This is a genomic window from Pseudomonas sp. H1h (assembly GCF_000633255.1).
GTDB lineage: Bacteria > Pseudomonadota > Gammaproteobacteria > Pseudomonadales > Pseudomonadaceae > Aquipseudomonas.
The window spans coordinates 54,496-68,696 of record NZ_AYMJ01000012.1 but is presented as its reverse complement, the minus strand read 5'-3'; the positions used below and the strand labels follow the sequence as shown (position 1 = coordinate 68,696).

The window sequence follows — 14,201 nt, the reverse complement described above, 5'->3', positions numbered from 1 at the left end:
ATTTGATACGGAAAAAGATGCCTAACAATAACAGCCTTTCGCCGATTGCCAGAACCCTGAAGAAGCTGTGCTAAAGTCAGCGTCCTTTTTATCGACTTTCGCGTGATATGACCGACTCCAGTCCAGCCGCAAGCCCTTCGAGCTTGAAAATCTACTTCCGCCTGCTCGGCTATGTCCGGCCGTACATCAGTCTGTTCCTGATCAGCATCGTCGGTTTTCTGATTTTCGCCTCGACGCAGCCGATGCTCGGCTACATCCTCAAGTACTTTGTCGATGGCCTGTCCAACCCTGAAGCGGTGCTGTTTCCCAGCGTGCCGTATCTGCGTGACCTGCAACTGCTGCAGGCCGTACCGCTGCTGATCATCCTGATCGCCGCCTGGCAGGGGCTTGGCTCCTATCTGGGCAACTATTTCCTGGCCAAGGTCTCCCTGGGCCTGGTGCATGACCTGCGGGTGCAGTTGTTCAACAACCTGCTGGTCCTGCCTAACCGCTATTTCGACAAGCATAACTCCGGTCATCTGATTTCGCGTATCACCTTCAACGTGACCATGGTCACGGGGGCGGCAACAGATGCGATCAAGGTCGTAATCCGTGAAGGGATGACGGTGATCTTCCTGTTCGCATCGCTGTTGTTCATGAACTGGAAGCTGACCCTGGTGATGGTTGCGATCCTGCCGCTCATCGCCGTAATGGTGCGCACGGCGAGCAAGAAATTCCGCAAGCAGAGCAAGAAGATCCAGCTGGCGATGGGCGACGTCACGCACGTGGCCTCGGAAACCATCCAGGGCTATCGCGTGGTACGCAGCTTCGGCGGCGAGGCTTACGAAGAACAGCGCTTCCTCAACGCCAGCCAAAGTAACACCGACAAGCAACTGCGCATGACTCGCACTGGTGCGATCTATACGCCGATGCTGCAACTGGTGATCTACACCGCCATGGCCGTGCTGATGTTCCTGGTGTTGTTCCTGCGCGGTGACGCCTCGGCGGGTGACATGGTCGCCTACATCACCCTGGCGGGCCTGCTGCCCAAGCCGATTCGCCAATTGTCGGAAGTCAGCTCGACCATTCAGAAAGGTGTGGCCGGTGCCGAGAGCATCTTCGAGCAACTGGACGTCGAGCCCGAAGTCGATACCGGTACGGTCGAGCGTGACTCGGTCAGCGGTCGTCTGGATGTACGCAACCTGAGTTTCACCTACCCGGGCACCGAACGTCAGGTGCTCGACAACATCAGCTTCTCGGTTCAACCGGGGCAGATGGTGGCATTGGTGGGGCGCTCGGGCAGCGGCAAGTCGACGCTGGCCAACCTGATTCCGCGCTTCTATCACCACGACAAGGGCGAGATCCTTATCGATGACGTGGAAGTCGAACAGTACAAACTGCTCAACCTGCGTCGCCATATCGCCCAGGTGACCCAGCATGTCACCCTGTTCAGCGACACCGTGGCCAACAACATCGCTTATGGCGATCTGGCCGGCGCGCCCCGCGAAGACATCGAGAAAGCCGCGCGTGATGCTTATGCGATGGACTTCATCTCGCAACTTCCCCAAGGCCTGGACACTCAGGTTGGCGAAAACGGCGTACTGCTTTCCGGTGGTCAGCGTCAGCGCCTGGCGATTGCCCGTGCGCTGCTCAAGAATGCACCGCTGCTGATTCTCGACGAAGCCACCTCGGCACTCGATACCGAATCCGAGCGGCACATTCAGGCGGCGCTGGATCAAGTGATGAAGGGCCGCACCACGCTGGTGATCGCTCACCGTCTGTCGACGATCGAGAAGGCCGATCTGATTCTGGTCATGGATCAGGGGCGGATCGTCGAGCGCGGTACTCACGACGAGTTGCTCGCCCAGAACGGCTATTACGCACGCCTGAACGCCATGGGTCTGGACACTCCGGCCGAAGACATCGCCTGATTCCAGGCCTGACCCTGTGGGAGCGAGCCTGCTCGTGAAAGCGGTGCAACAGACGACATCCGTGTCGAATGTGCACACGCCTTCGCGAGCAGGCTCGCTCCCACAGTCGTTTGTATCCAGACCTTTACCCTTCTTGACCAAACCGGAATAAATCCGGGCACCGCGCTTGTTAAGGTTCCTCAACGAACTCTGACTTTCATCGAGGGGGCCATCCCCGTCGCGCGGGTGCTTTCATGCTGCAACGCTATCTCTGGAAACTGCTGCCCAAGTCGCAGCGGGCCTTTCTGTTGGGGCGCCTGTCGGTGGTCGATCGTCAGGTGGTGAACAAATCGATGTCGGCCAACCTGACGTTTCCCCAAGCCTTCCAGCAGCGTTCCTGCCTGTTCATTCACGTCCCCAAATGCGCCGGCAGCAGCATCTGCACGGCAATGTTTGACGGCTGGCGTCCCGGACATTTGCCGCTGTACTGGTACGAGGCACAATTCCCCGCGCAGTTCGCGAGCGCTTTCAAGTTTGCCTTTGTCCGCGACCCGCTGGAGCGCGCCTATTCGGCCTATGCCTTTCTGCGTGGCAACGCGTTGAGCGCGCGCGACCACCCGGCGCAGCAGCTGGTGCGTAAATACCGCGATTTCGACGATTTTGTCGCACGCTGGCTGCACCCGGAAACCATCGCCCGGCAACTGCACTTCGCGCCACAGACGGACTTTCTCGTTGATTCGCTCGGTCACCTGGCGCTGGATTTCGTCGGTTATCAGGAGTACCTGACGCGCGACTTTGGTCTGGTCTGCGCACAGTTGGGGCTGGACAGTCAGTTGCCTCACGTCAACAGTTCGCGGGAGCGGCAATCGATGCCTGTGCGTGAGTTCTGTTGCGTACGCACCCGGCGCCTGGTGCGTCGGGTCTATCAGCGTGACTACGAGTTGCTCGGTTATGAATGAGTCCATGTCACGGGTGGTACAGACGCTCGCCATCCGGCCTTATGGTCTGGCGCTCTCGCACCAGGCCCGGGCTGCGCTCAAGGCGCAGCGCCCATGCTGCCTGTGGCTGACCGGGTTCTCCGGAGCCGGCAAGTCGACCTTGGCCAATGCCCTCGAGCTGCACCTGCATGCGTTCGGTCGACACACTTTTCTGCTCGATGGCGACAACGTGCGCAACGGTCTGTGCCGTGACCTGGGCATGAGTGACGCCTGCCGCCGGGAAAACACCCGGCGCATGGCGGAGGTGGCGCGGCTGATGGTCGACGCGGGATTGATCGTGATCGTCGCGGCCATTTCGCCGTTCCGCGCCGAACGCGATGCCGCACGCCGGCTGTTTGCGCCGGATGAGTTCATTGAGGTGCATGTCAGTACCTCGCTGGACGTCTGTGCCAGGCGCGATCCAAAAGGTCTGTACCAGGCCGTGCGGGAAGGGCGGATCAAGCATTTCACGGGGGTGGACAGTCCTTACGAGCCGCCGCTGACAGCCGAGTGGCAGATCGACACCGAGGACCTCGACTTGTCCGAAGCCTGCCAGCAACTGGCGGCGCTGGTGCTCAAAAATTAAGCAAAATACTGAGCTGTTTCATCCTGTTGCAGGCTGCACTCAAGCCTGCGCCAACCCTGTGTTAATATCGCGCCCCTGTTCATTTTGTATGTGGGTTGCTCCATGAAGTTGTCCATGCCGCGATTCGATCAAGCCCCAGTCTTGGTGGTCGGCGATGTCATGCTCGACCGTTACTGGCATGGTGGAACCTCACGGATTTCCCCTGAGGCGCCGGTTCCGGTCGTAAAAGTCGAGCAAATCGAAGACCGCCCGGGCGGTGCTGCCAACGTTGCCTTGAACATTGCCGCGCTGGGTGCGCCGGCGTCCCTGGTCGGTGTGACCGGTGATGACGAAGCCGCCGACAGCCTGAGCAACAGTCTCAAGGGGGCGGGCGTGCGTGCTCTGTTCCAGCGCATTGCGCATCAGCCGACCATCGTCAAGCTGCGGGTCATGAGCCGGCACCAGCAATTGCTGCGTATCGACTTTGAAGAACCGTTTGCCACCGATGCACTGGCCCTGGCCTCGCAGGTCGATGATCTGCTGGAAGGCATCAAGGTGCTGGTGCTGTCCGACTACGGCAAAGGCGCGTTGAAAAACCATCAGGCCTTGATTCAGGCTGCCCGGGCCAAAGGCATTCCGGTGCTGGCCGATCCCAAGGGCAAGGACTTTTCGATCTACCGTGGTGCCAGCCTGATCACGCCGAACCTCAGCGAATTCGAAGCCATCGTCGGCGGTTGCGTCGATGAGCACGAGCTGGTGAGCAAGGGCGCGACCCTGATGCACGATCTCGAACTCGGCGCGCTGCTGGTGACCCGTGGCGAACACGGCATGACCCTGTTGCGCCCGGAGCATCCGGCGCTGCACCTGCCGGCCCGTGCCCGTGAAGTGTTCGACGTGACCGGTGCTGGTGATACGGTGATTTCCACGCTGGCGGCGGCGATCGCTGCCGGTGAAGAGTTGCCGCACGCGGTGGCGCTGGCCAACCTGGCAGCCGGCATTGTGGTCGGCAAGCTCGGTACCGCAGCGATCAGCGCGCCGGAACTGCGCCGGGCGATCCAGCGCGAAGAAGGCTCGGAACGTGGCGTGCTGGGTCTCGAACAACTGGTACAGGCAGTCGCCGATGCTCGCGCGCATAACGAGCGCATCGTCTTCACCAACGGCTGCTTCGACATTCTGCATGCCGGTCACGTGACCTACCTCGAGCAGGCGCGCGCGCAGGGCGACCGTCTGATCGTGGCGATCAACGATGACGCCTCCGTCAGTCGCCTGAAAGGGCCGGGACGTCCGATCAACAGTGTCGACCGGCGCATGGCGGTACTCGCCGGCCTCGGTGCGGTGGACTGGGTGATCAGCTTCCCGGAAGGCACTCCGGAAAACCTGCTGCGCGAGGTCAAGCCGGACGTACTGGTCAAAGGCGGTGACTACGGCATCGACCAAGTGGTCGGCGCGGACATCGTCAAGGCGTACGGCGGCACGGTGAAAGTGCTGGGGCTGGTGGAAAACAGCTCGACGACAGCGATCGTGGAGAAAATCCGCGGTCACTGATTCACGCTAAAAAAATCGCCCGAACGCGGCCCTGGCCTGCGTTCGGGCGATTTTTTTTCGTTTCAGGAACTGACTTTCTTGCGCGGTACGATCTTCTTCAGCAATTGCTTGGCCTTGCCGCGCAACCGCGCCAGTCCCGTGGGCTTTTCCGGCGGTGTCAGGCCTTGCTGGCGCAGCCAGTCCTTCCAGCGAATCCGCTCCTCGCGCACCAGCCAGCCATCCTGTCTGGCAAAGCTTTCGGCCAGATACAGACCGCGCGTGCCGGCCGGATACAGCTGACCTTTCTTCAAGGTGTAGAGTTCAGCCAGCGGCTCGCCATCCTGCAACGGCATCAGGTACAGATCCGGACGTTTGCGGTCCAGACGCGCGACCAGTTGATCGCCCTCCAGGCGCTCATCGACATGAAACAGGCTCAGCGACTTGGCTTCTTTTGGTACTTCCAGGCGCAGGTCATAGATCAGTTGCAGCGACGCGGTGGGCAAATGCACGTAGGCCCGTGGACGCTCCAATAATTGCAGGTTGGCACAGCGCACCGGCCGCGCCGAGCCGGACAGCGGCGTCAGGCGAAACGGCAGGGCCTCGCGATAATGCAGCGCGGACGAGTAGGGCGCCGGCAGCCAGGTGTCGTTGAAGCGCCCGCCGAGCCAGCCTTCCGGGGTTTCCAGCAGGCACTCCTCGGCAATCTCCTGAATTGCGGTGTGCAGCGGGATGTTCAGCTCATGGGCCGGCACGTAACCGGAAATCAGTTTGAGCACCACGTCACCGCGATCCTGGCGGCGTTGGCGCACCAGCACCCAGTAGTCGCGATTCTGCCAATGCAGGGTCAGGCGCACCGAAACCCCAAGGTTGGCCAGCTCCAGCGCGAAACGCTCGGCATCCGCCACGCTCACTGGTTTGCGTCGCTGCAAGGTCTGGGCGAAGTTCAGCGGCATGCCCACGCTCTGATAGGTCAGGCCTTCGGGCGAGGCTTCGACGAACAGCGGCAGGGTCTTGAAGTTGCTCGGGTTCTTTCTGATGAGCGTGCGCGGCATGTCGGCTCCTGCTTAAGGCCGCGAGGCGGCGTCAGTGACCACGAAGGACCTGGGCAACGGTCGCAACGTTATGGGCGAGGTGCAGCGGATTGATCGTCCCGACAATAGCACTGGCAACGCCGGGCTGTTGGAACAACAGCTCGAAGCTGGCGCGCACCGGGTCCACGCCCGGACTCAGGCACACGTGTCCGCTGGCCAGGGCTTTTTTCACCAGGATGGCTTTGCCGTGGGCAGCAGCATAGTCAATGACTGCCTTCTCGTTCTGTTCGTTCAGATTGTAGGTGACCATCGCGCAGTCCCCTTGCTCCAGCGCTTTCAAGCCGCCTTCGACGGTTTTGCCGGAGAAGCCGAAGCCGCGAATCTTGCCCTCGGCCTTGAGTGCGGCGAGCGTAGCGTAAACCTCTTCATGCTCAAGAATCGCCAGGTCGTTGCCGTCGGAGTGCACCAGCACCAGATCGATAAAATCGGTTTCAAGACGTTGCAGGCTGCGCTCGACCGACATCCGCGTATGCGCAGCGCTGAAGTCATGGCGCGACAGGCCGTCGGCAAACTCTTCACCGACCTTGCTGACGATCACCCAGTCCTGACGCTGGCCGCGCAGCAGCGGGCCGAGGCGTTCTTCGCTGCGGCCATAGGCCGGGGCGGTGTCGATCAGGTTGATGCCCAGCCCCTGCGCCTGCTTGAGCAGCATGCGTGCTGCGTCATCGTCGGGGATCTGAAAGCCGTTGGGGTATTTCACACCCTGGTCGCGGCCAAGCTTGACCGTGCCCAGGCCCAGCGGTGAAACCAGCAGTCCGGTACTGCCCAGCGGGCGATGCAGTTCGTGCAGGGTCGCTACGCTCATGGCAAGAGTTGCTCCCAGGCCGGTACGCCCATCGGTGGTTTCGGTAGCGCCGGCAATGGCTCGGCAGCTTGCGGCTGGATGCCGTCGCGCTCCAGCGAGGCGATGACACGATCGGCGAAATCTGGCGCCAGTGCGAGCTTGGTTGGCCAGCCGACCAGCAGGCGACCCTGTTCGGCGAGGAAGGCGTTGTCCGGACGGCTCAGGCCGGTTTGCAGCGGTTCTGCGCGGTCGACCCGCAAGGTCGCCCACTGCGTGGTGCTGAGGTCGATCCACGGCAACAGCTGCGTGATTTCCTTTTGCGCCGTGGCAATCTGCTCGGCCGGCTCGCGGTTTACGCCTTCGCTTTCGGCGATGTCACCGCCCATGTACCAGACCCAGTTGCCATCAGCGGCCGGGTGGGTGGTCACGGTGATGCGCGGTTTGGTGCCGCCACCCAGGCAGTGAGCGTACAGCGGCTTCAGGCCCGGGCCTTTGGCGATGATCATGTGCAGCGGACGACGTTGCATTGCCGGTTGGGTCAGGCCCAGGTCTTCCAGCAACCGCGCGGTACCGGCCCCGGCACTGAGGACGATGCGCTGGGCGCGAATCTCGCGGCCGTCGACTTTCAGGCCGACCAGCACGCCCGCTTCCAGCAGCGGCTCGATGGTTTGCCCGGCGAGCAGACCGTCCCCGGCCAGATCGGCCAGACGCTGGATCAGGCTCGGCACGTCGACCACCAGTTCAGCCAGGCGATAGACCTTGCCCTTGAAACGTTTGTCTTGCAGCGCTGGCGGCAGTTGATCGCCCTTGACCTGATCGACGCGGCCACGCACGGCTTTGCTGGCGAAAAAACTGGTGAGGTTGCCGGCCAGGGTGCCTGGCGACCACAGGTAATGCGCTTCGGATAGCAGGCGTACGCCGGACAGGTCCAGCTCACCGTTGCCGGCCAGCGCTTCACGCCAGCGGCGCGGCATGTCGGCGATCGCTTCCGAGGCGCCGGTCAGCGCGCCGTGCAAGGCGTACTTTGCACCGCCATGGATGATGCCCTGGGACTTCACACTCTGCCCGCCGCCGAGGCTGGCGCTTTCCACCAGCACGGTCGAAAAACCCTGACGGCGCAGACGCGCGTTCAGCCAGAGGCCGGCGACACCAGCGCCGACAATCAGAACGTCGGTGGAAATAACGGATGGCATGCAACGACCTCAGTGTTCAAGACGAGGGCGCAGTATACAGACTCGGCAAAGAGGGGATTTGTCGATGATCAACAGAGGGGAAGGCGTCGGCCCCTGTGGGAGCGGGCTTGCTCGCGAAAGCGGTCTATCAGTTAACACCAATGTTGCCTGACACACCGTCTTCGCGAGCAAGCCCGCTCCCACAGGGGGCATGCATCACTCAGTCAATGCCCGGCAGTTTTCGAGAACAACTGGATGACCACCACACCGAGGACGATCAGCGCCATCCCGAGCATTGCCGGCACATCCAGCTTCTGCCCATAAATGAACAGCGCCGCGACGCTGACCATCACGATGCCCATGCCTGCCCACACGGCGTAGGCGACGCCCACCGGCACGGTACGCACCACCAGCGTGAGCATCCAGAAGGCGATCCCGTAACCGACGATGACCAGGATCAGCGGCAGCGGGGTGCTCAAGCCTTTGACCGCTTTCATCGAAACGGTGGCAATCACTTCGGCGCAGATGGCGATAGCCAGAAAGGCGTAGGCGTTCATGTGTAAATCCTCATGTAAAACGTTGCTTGCTGAGGCGGCATTCTAGTGATTCGCCAGATGGGGTAAAGTCATTACCTATCTGTTTTAAAGATGGGTTACACCATGAATACCCAATGGAACCTGGAACAACTGCGCGCCTTCGTCAGCGTCGCCGAGCAACGCTCGTTTTCCGCTGTGGCCCGCCAGCAGCGCAAGGCACAATCAGCGATCAGCAGCGCAATTGCCATGCTGGAGGATGATCTGGGCGTCAGCCTGTTCGAGCGTAGCAGTGGACGGCAGCCCAAGCTCACCGAAGCGGGGGAAGCGCTGCTCGAAGAGGCCCGGGAAGTATTGCGCCAATGCGAGCGCCTCAATGGTCGGGCGATGGCGATGATGCGCGGCCAGGAAGCGCAGTTGCGCGTGGCTCAGGACGAGGCGATGCCTTATCAGGCTCTGGTGGAAAGCTTCGATGCCCTGGCCGAGCAATTCCCCAGCCTCGAAGTGCAACTGACCAGCGCCGCCCAAGGCGAGGTGGCGCGCAAACTGGTCGAGCGCCGCGCCGATCTGGGCCTGCTGTTCTATCACGATGAAATCCCCGAAGCACTGGAGCGCCGGGTCTTGGGCCGGGTGGAAATGGTCACGGTCTGCGGGATCAATCATCCGCTGGCGACGCAGTCCTATGTCACCTGTCAGCAACTGGCGCAACACCGGCAGCTGTTGATGTCGACGCAAACCAGCGTTTATCCCGGCAACGAACCGGCCAGCCCACAGGTATGGCGCGCCGACAGTTTCTATGTGATGGCCGAATGGCTGGTGCGTGATCTTGGCTGGGCGTGGCTGCCCCGGCATGTGGTGCAGTATTCGGCCTATCAGGGCCTGATGGTTGAACTGGAAAGCGAATGGACGCCGCCAGCGCTGGTGGTGGAGCTGGTCTGGCGTCGGGATGAGCCTTTGGGGCCCGCCGCTCGCTGGCTGGCTGAACGTTTTGCCGTGCACTTGCGGGCGATTGGCGACAAAAGTCGATAAACTCCGCCGCCATGAATAGAACTCTCTACACCGCGCTGTTTTACCTGGGGCTGCCATTGGTGGCGATTCGGCTGTGGCTGCGCTCGCGCAAGGCCCCGGCGTATGCCAAGCGGATTGGCGAGCGCTTCTCCTACGGGATGCCGTCGCTGCAGCCCGGCGGGATCTGGGTGCATGCGGTGTCGGTGGGCGAAAGCATCGCCGCCGCGCCGATGATCCGCGCCTTGCTGCAACGTTATCCCCAGCTGCCGATCACCGTGACCTGCATGACCCCGACCGGTTCGGAGCGGATTCAGGCGTTGTTCGCCAACGAGCCGCGCATCCAGCATTGCTATCTGCCGTACGACTTGCCGTGTGCGGCAGCGCGCTTCCTGGATCGCGTCCAGCCGAAACTGGCGGTGATCATGGAAACCGAGCTGTGGCCCAACCACATCCACCAGTGCGCCAAACGCGGGATCCCGGTGGCGCTGGCCAACGGCCGATTGTCCGAACGTTCGGCCCGGGGTTATGGCCGCTTCAGCAAGCTGACCGCGCCGATGCTGGCTGAAATGAGCTTGTTCGCGGTGCAGACCGAAGCCGAAGCCCAGCGCTTTCGTGATCTGGGTGCGCGCCCGGAGACGGTCGAGGTCACCGGTTCGATCAAGTTCGACCTGACCATCGACCCGCAACTGCTGCAACGCGCCAATCAATTGCGCGGCCAATGGCAGGCGCTGGAGCGCCCGGTGTGGATCGCCGCCAGCACCCACGAAGGCGAAGACGAAGTGGTGCTCGACGCCCATCGTCGCCTGCTGGCGAACTACCCGAATGCGCTGCTGATTCTGGTGCCGCGTCATCCAGAGCGCTTCAACGCGGTGTTCGAATTGTGCCAGCGCGAAGGCTTTGCCACGGTGCGCCGCTCTACCGGTGCCAACGTCGAGGCCGACACCTCGGTGCTGCTCGGCGACACCATGGGCGAGTTGCTGTTTCTCTATGCGCTGGCTGACAGCGCTTTCGTCGGTGGCAGCCTGGTGCCGAACGGCGGGCATAACCTGCTGGAGCCGGCGGCCCTGGCAAAACCGGTGCTCAGCGGCCCGCACCTGTTCAACTTCCTCGACATCGCCGCGCAATTGCGCGAGGCCGGGGCGTTGGCCGAAGTGGATGATGCCGAAGGGCTGGCGGTGGAAGTGCAGCGGCTGTTCGAATTGCCGCGTGATGCGCAACGCATGGCCGAGGCCGGGCTGGCGGTGATGCGCCGCAATCAGGGCGCGTTGCAGCGACTGCTGGATGGAATGGGCAGGTTATTAAAGTAGCCCGGCTTAAAAGAGATCGCGCGCAGCGATCTCTTTTAAACCGGCCTTTTAGTAGAAGCTGATATTCGCATTGAGGAATGTTCCCGCATTCTTCAGCGAGCCTTCCTACATAGATTTTTTTTCCCCGTTGTTACCGTGCCCGCCAATACTCGCGAGCACGAACCACGGACGGTTTGGACATCGCGCTCTTTTCCTATTTGCTTAAGGATAAGCGTATGTTCCGGCCGGCCAATGCCGCGCATTTTGCGTTGCAGATTCCTGCAATCCGTCACGACTTTCAGGTGCTGGCCTTCAGTGGCACCGAAGCGATCAGTAACCTCTACGGCATCCGGGTCGAACTGGTCAGCGAGCACCCTGATTTCGATCTGGAGAGTGTGCTCGGCCAACCCGCGTTTCTGCAATTCGGCCATCGCGGCGAAGGCATTCACGGGCATATCGAAGACGTCTTGGTCGGTGAGGCCGGCAAGCGCCTGACCCGCTATCACCTGACGCTGGTGCCAGCGCTGTATTACTTGCAGTTCAGCCGCGATCAACGAATTTTTCAGCGTCTGACCGTGCCGCAGATCATCGCGCAGGTGCTCAAGGGCCATGGCCTTCAGGCCGATGCGTTCAGCTTTCATGTCAGCACCAGCGCTGTTCGCGAATACTGTACGCAGTACGCCGAAAGTGACTACGAGTTCATCCAGAGGCTATGCGCCGAGGACGGCATCGCCTGGCATCATCAGCACTCGGCGGACGATCATTTGCTGGTGTTCACCGACGATCAGGTGTTCCTGCCCACCCTCGGCGCCACGCCCTATCAACAGGACTCGGGTATGGTCGCTGAGCACCCGGTGGTCAGCCGCTTCAGCGTGCGCAAAAGCACGCGCACCAGCACCGTTACCCGCCGCGACTATGACCTCGAACGTCCGAGTCTACTGCTGGAAAGTAGATTCACCGCCGACTTCACCCCGGTGCTGGAGGACTACCGATACCCGCTGTTGATCGAAAACGAAAAGCGCGGCAAGCAACTGGCCCGGCAGGCACTTGAGCGCTGTCGCAGCGACTATGAACTGGGCGAGGGGCAGAGCGATCAGTCGAGCCTGCGCTGCGGCCACCTGTTCGAACTGACCGAGCACCCGCGCAAAAGCGGCAATGACCTGTGGCTGTTGCTCAGCGTTTCTCACACTGGCCGACAGCCCCAGGTGCTTGAGGAATCGATTACCAGCGACGCGAAAGACACCGACGGTTTCACTCAGGGCTATCGCAACAGCTTCAGCGCGATTCCCGCCGAGGTGGTGTTTCGCCCGCCATTGCCAGCGCCTCGCCGGCCGCTGGTCAGCCAGACCGCACGCGTCACCGGGCCTGCCAACGAAGAAATCTACTGCGACGAATATGGCCGCGTGAAATGCGAGCTGAACTGGGACCGTGCCGAACTCGACAGCGAACGCAGCAGTTGCTGGATTCGTGTTGCATCGAGTTGGGCCGGTGAAAATTTCGGTTCGGTGACCATCCCGCGCATCGGCATGGAAGTCGTGGTGACCTTTCTCGAGGGCGACCCGGACCAGCCGCTGATCACCGGTTGCGTGGCCAACAAGGTCAAGTCTCCGCCTTACGCCTTGCCCGAGCACAAGACTCGAACCGTGCTGCGCAGCCACAGTTCGCCGCACACCGGCGGCTACAACGAACTGATGATCGAAGACCGCGCCGGCCAGGAAAAAATCTACCTGCGCGCCGAACGTGATTTCGAACAACTGATCTTCAACGACAGCCGCAGCCTGGTCCGTCGCGACCGTTTCGAGCAGGTCGACAACCACAGCACCAGCCTGATCAAGGCTGATGAACGGCACACCACTGACGGTACGCGCCACACGGTGATCGGCACCGATGACGTGCTGAGCGTCAGCGGCAACAGCAGCACGACTGCCCACGGCACGATGGTGATTCAGGCCGGCCCGCATGCCCGCGTTACCGCCAGCCAGGTGGTGATCGATGCCGGCACGAGCCTGTCGCTGACGGCGGGTGGGCATCACCTCGTGATCAATGCGGCCGGGATCTTCAGCAGTGTGGCCATCGTCGAGGGCGGTGCGCCGGTGGCGGGGGTGGCGGCGCAGACGGCGTTGTCGGCGGTGCCCGAAGATCCGCAGGCGCTGCTCGCGCTGTCGGTCACCGCGCAAATGGCTGCGCTGACTCAGGCGGCAGCGCAAGCCTCCTCAGTCTGTGCCGTGTGCGAAAAACTGTCACAGGTGAGCGCATGAGCCGGGCGTATCTGTTGCTGGATCGAGTCCAGATCGAAAACCTTCCGGATCGCCTGTTCGAGCTGACGGGCGGCACGCCTGTTCACTCGCTTTATCAACGTACCGCCTACAGCGCTTTGGACAAGGCCGGCCCCGTGCTGATCGGTGTGACCCCCGATAGCCCGTTGGCATCGGTTTTTTGCCAGGAGTGGAGCGCAACGGCGGGCATCTGGCTGGAGTCTGAGGCCGACGAAGATCAAGTGCTGGCGCATGTGCGCAGCCTGATCCACGCGCGTGTCGACGGGGCTGCGACGGTTTTCTTCCGGTTCTACGACCCGCGAATTGCCGCGTTGTGGCTGAAGGATTTGCCCGCGCCTGAGCTTGATCGATTGATGGGGCCGGTACGGCTGATTCGTCTGCCGGATTTACAGATTCATCAGCAAACCGAGCACCCCGCGATCCCCTATGCGCATAAGCCCTGGCTGCTGCTGACAGCGGAACAACTCGATCAGCTGAACGCGGTCAAGCGCCAGTCTTTCTCCCGACAGTTGATCGCACACGGTCAACGCCATTTCGCCACATACCTCAACTCAATGGATTCGACTGCTTTGCAGCAATGGGCCGTGGACTGTCAGGCCAGTGCAGCCCGCAGTGGCTTCAGTGCCGTCGATGAAGTCCTGCTCTGGGCGCGCTTTTTCACGGTGCTGGGCACTGACTTTCCCGATGGGGCGGAGCACGGCGCCTACCGGCAATTGCTGGCCGAACCCCGGGTGTTGCCGCACCAGCGTCTGGACAACCTCAACTGTGCATTGACGCACCAATTGCTGACCGACAAGGACTTCGCCCGATGAGCGCCGAAAAACTGGCCATGGTCGACGAGGCCGCTCAGGCCGAACGCGAGGCCAAAGCCCAGCCACACGTAGATATCAACTGCACGGTGCATCCGTGTCCTGCCAGTCAGCCCGAACTGTTTGTGGTGCCGGTGCGCTATGCGCTGGCGCACGAAAAGGCTGAACACGCTTGTTGCGTTCCCGGTATTACGCCGCAGAGCCGCCCGATAGCAGCACGTCGTTTGCGGGCGGGGTTTGTGTACCTCTGGTAGCATCAGGGGCCGCTCAAGCGTTTTGCCGTTTCG

Annotated in this window: 13 protein-coding genes; 9 read left to right on the top strand and 4 right to left on the bottom strand. The window is 61.8% G+C overall.

Annotated elements, in window-relative coordinates; genetic code table 11:
- Nucleotides 1-107 precede the first annotated feature (107 nt).
- From msbA to hldE, 4 genes are all read left to right on the top strand, one after another.
- Nucleotides 108-1,910 (top strand): lipid A export permease/ATP-binding protein MsbA, encoded by a 1,803-nt coding sequence (msbA, locus tag U862_RS0109560; RefSeq protein ID WP_025110196.1) that lies wholly within the window; start codon nucleotides 108-110, stop codon nucleotides 1,908-1,910.
- A gap of 233 nt (nucleotides 1,911-2,143) precedes the next feature.
- Nucleotides 2,144-2,848 carry a sulfotransferase family 2 domain-containing protein gene (locus U862_RS0109555; RefSeq protein WP_025110195.1) on the top strand — a complete coding sequence of 235 codons (705 nt, stop codon included), beginning with the start codon at nucleotides 2,144-2,146 and terminating at the stop codon, nucleotides 2,846-2,848.
- Nucleotides 2,841-3,452, top strand: a complete 612-nt coding sequence (gene cysC / locus U862_RS0109550; RefSeq protein ID WP_025110194.1) for an adenylyl-sulfate kinase — start codon at nucleotides 2,841-2,843, stop codon at nucleotides 3,450-3,452. The genes U862_RS0109555 and cysC overlap by 8 nt, the downstream gene beginning before the upstream one ends.
- A 102-nt stretch (nucleotides 3,453-3,554) precedes the next feature.
- Nucleotides 3,555-4,976 carry a bifunctional D-glycero-beta-D-manno-heptose-7-phosphate kinase/D-glycero-beta-D-manno-heptose 1-phosphate adenylyltransferase HldE gene (gene hldE, locus U862_RS0109540; protein ID WP_025110193.1) on the top strand — a complete coding sequence of 474 codons (1,422 nt, stop codon included), beginning with the start codon at nucleotides 3,555-3,557 and terminating at the stop codon, nucleotides 4,974-4,976.
- 62 nt (nucleotides 4,977-5,038) lie between these two features.
- Here the strand turns inward: hldE and U862_RS0109535 are convergent, their stop codons facing one another.
- From U862_RS0109535 to U862_RS0109520, 4 genes are all read right to left on the bottom strand, one after another.
- Nucleotides 5,039-6,007 (bottom strand): hypothetical protein, encoded by a 969-nt coding sequence (locus U862_RS0109535; RefSeq protein ID WP_025110192.1) that lies wholly within the window; start codon nucleotides 6,005-6,007, stop codon nucleotides 5,039-5,041.
- Nucleotides 6,008-6,038: 31 nt separating this feature from the next.
- The gene (locus U862_RS0109530) at nucleotides 6,039-6,851 is read right to left on the bottom strand and encodes an aldo/keto reductase (RefSeq protein WP_025110191.1); all 813 of its coding nucleotides are present in this window, start codon (nucleotides 6,849-6,851) and stop codon (nucleotides 6,039-6,041) included.
- Nucleotides 6,848-8,023: an FAD-binding oxidoreductase gene (locus U862_RS0109525; RefSeq protein WP_025110190.1), complete on the bottom strand. Its 1,176-nt coding sequence runs from the start codon at nucleotides 8,021-8,023 to the stop codon at nucleotides 6,848-6,850. Before U862_RS0109525 ends, U862_RS0109530 begins: the two co-directional genes overlap by 4 nt.
- A gap of 203 nt (nucleotides 8,024-8,226) precedes the next feature.
- Entirely contained in the window at nucleotides 8,227-8,559 is a 333-nt protein-coding gene (locus tag U862_RS0109520) for a multidrug efflux SMR transporter (protein WP_003221050.1), read from the bottom strand.
- 102 nt (nucleotides 8,560-8,661) lie between these two features.
- On the opposite strand from U862_RS0109520, the gene U862_RS0109515 reads away from it, so the two are divergent.
- From U862_RS0109515 to U862_RS31125, 5 genes are all read left to right on the top strand, one after another.
- Nucleotides 8,662-9,564 (top strand): LysR family transcriptional regulator, encoded by a 903-nt coding sequence (locus tag U862_RS0109515; RefSeq protein WP_025110189.1) that lies wholly within the window; start codon nucleotides 8,662-8,664, stop codon nucleotides 9,562-9,564.
- Between the two features lie 11 nt (nucleotides 9,565-9,575).
- Entirely contained in the window at nucleotides 9,576-10,850 is a 1,275-nt protein-coding gene (gene waaA / locus U862_RS0109510) for a lipid IV(A) 3-deoxy-D-manno-octulosonic acid transferase (protein WP_025110188.1), read from the top strand.
- A 215-nt stretch (nucleotides 10,851-11,065) separates the two neighbouring features.
- Nucleotides 11,066-13,087, top strand: coding sequence for a type VI secretion system tip protein TssI/VgrG (gene tssI / locus U862_RS0109505; protein WP_025110187.1), 2,022 nt, complete (start codon nucleotides 11,066-11,068; stop codon nucleotides 13,085-13,087).
- Nucleotides 13,084-13,917: a DUF4123 domain-containing protein gene (locus U862_RS0109500; protein ID WP_025110186.1), complete on the top strand. Its 834-nt coding sequence runs from the start codon at nucleotides 13,084-13,086 to the stop codon at nucleotides 13,915-13,917. Before tssI ends, U862_RS0109500 begins: the two co-directional genes overlap by 4 nt.
- A complete protein-coding gene (locus U862_RS31125) occupies nucleotides 13,914-14,168 on the top strand; it encodes a toxin VasX (protein ID WP_256214649.1) in 255 nt (84 codons plus the stop codon). Before U862_RS0109500 ends, U862_RS31125 begins: the two co-directional genes overlap by 4 nt.
- Nucleotides 14,169-14,201 lie beyond the last annotated feature (33 nt).

What these genes read in the sequence shown, in the direction of transcription:
- tssI (WP_025110187.1), top strand. Translation starts at nt 11,066, where the DNA reads ATGTTCCGGCCGGCCAATGCCGCGCATTTTGCGTTGCAGATTCCTGCA.
- waaA (WP_025110188.1), top strand. Translation starts at nt 9,576, where the DNA reads ATGAATAGAACTCTCTACACCGCGCTGTTTTACCTGGGGCTGCCATTG.
- cysC (WP_025110194.1), top strand. Translation starts at nt 2,841, where the DNA reads ATGAATGAGTCCATGTCACGGGTGGTACAGACGCTCGCCATCCGGCCT.
- U862_RS0109515 (WP_025110189.1), top strand. Translation starts at nt 8,662, where the DNA reads ATGAATACCCAATGGAACCTGGAACAACTGCGCGCCTTCGTCAGCGTC.
- U862_RS0109500 (WP_025110186.1), top strand. Translation starts at nt 13,084, where the DNA reads ATGAGCCGGGCGTATCTGTTGCTGGATCGAGTCCAGATCGAAAACCTT.
- U862_RS0109525 (WP_025110190.1), bottom strand. Translation starts at nt 8,023, where the DNA reads ATGCCATCCGTTATTTCCACCGACGTTCTGATTGTCGGCGCTGGTGTC.
- hldE (WP_025110193.1), top strand. Translation starts at nt 3,555, where the DNA reads ATGAAGTTGTCCATGCCGCGATTCGATCAAGCCCCAGTCTTGGTGGTC.
- msbA (WP_025110196.1), top strand. Translation starts at nt 108, where the DNA reads ATGACCGACTCCAGTCCAGCCGCAAGCCCTTCGAGCTTGAAAATCTAC.
- U862_RS0109530 (WP_025110191.1), bottom strand. Translation starts at nt 6,851, where the DNA reads ATGAGCGTAGCGACCCTGCACGAACTGCATCGCCCGCTGGGCAGTACC.
- U862_RS0109535 (WP_025110192.1), bottom strand. Translation starts at nt 6,007, where the DNA reads ATGCCGCGCACGCTCATCAGAAAGAACCCGAGCAACTTCAAGACCCTG.
- U862_RS0109520 (WP_003221050.1), bottom strand. Translation starts at nt 8,559, where the DNA reads ATGAACGCCTACGCCTTTCTGGCTATCGCCATCTGCGCCGAAGTGATT.
- U862_RS31125 (WP_256214649.1), top strand. Translation starts at nt 13,914, where the DNA reads ATGAGCGCCGAAAAACTGGCCATGGTCGACGAGGCCGCTCAGGCCGAA.
- U862_RS0109555 (WP_025110195.1), top strand. Translation starts at nt 2,144, where the DNA reads ATGCTGCAACGCTATCTCTGGAAACTGCTGCCCAAGTCGCAGCGGGCC.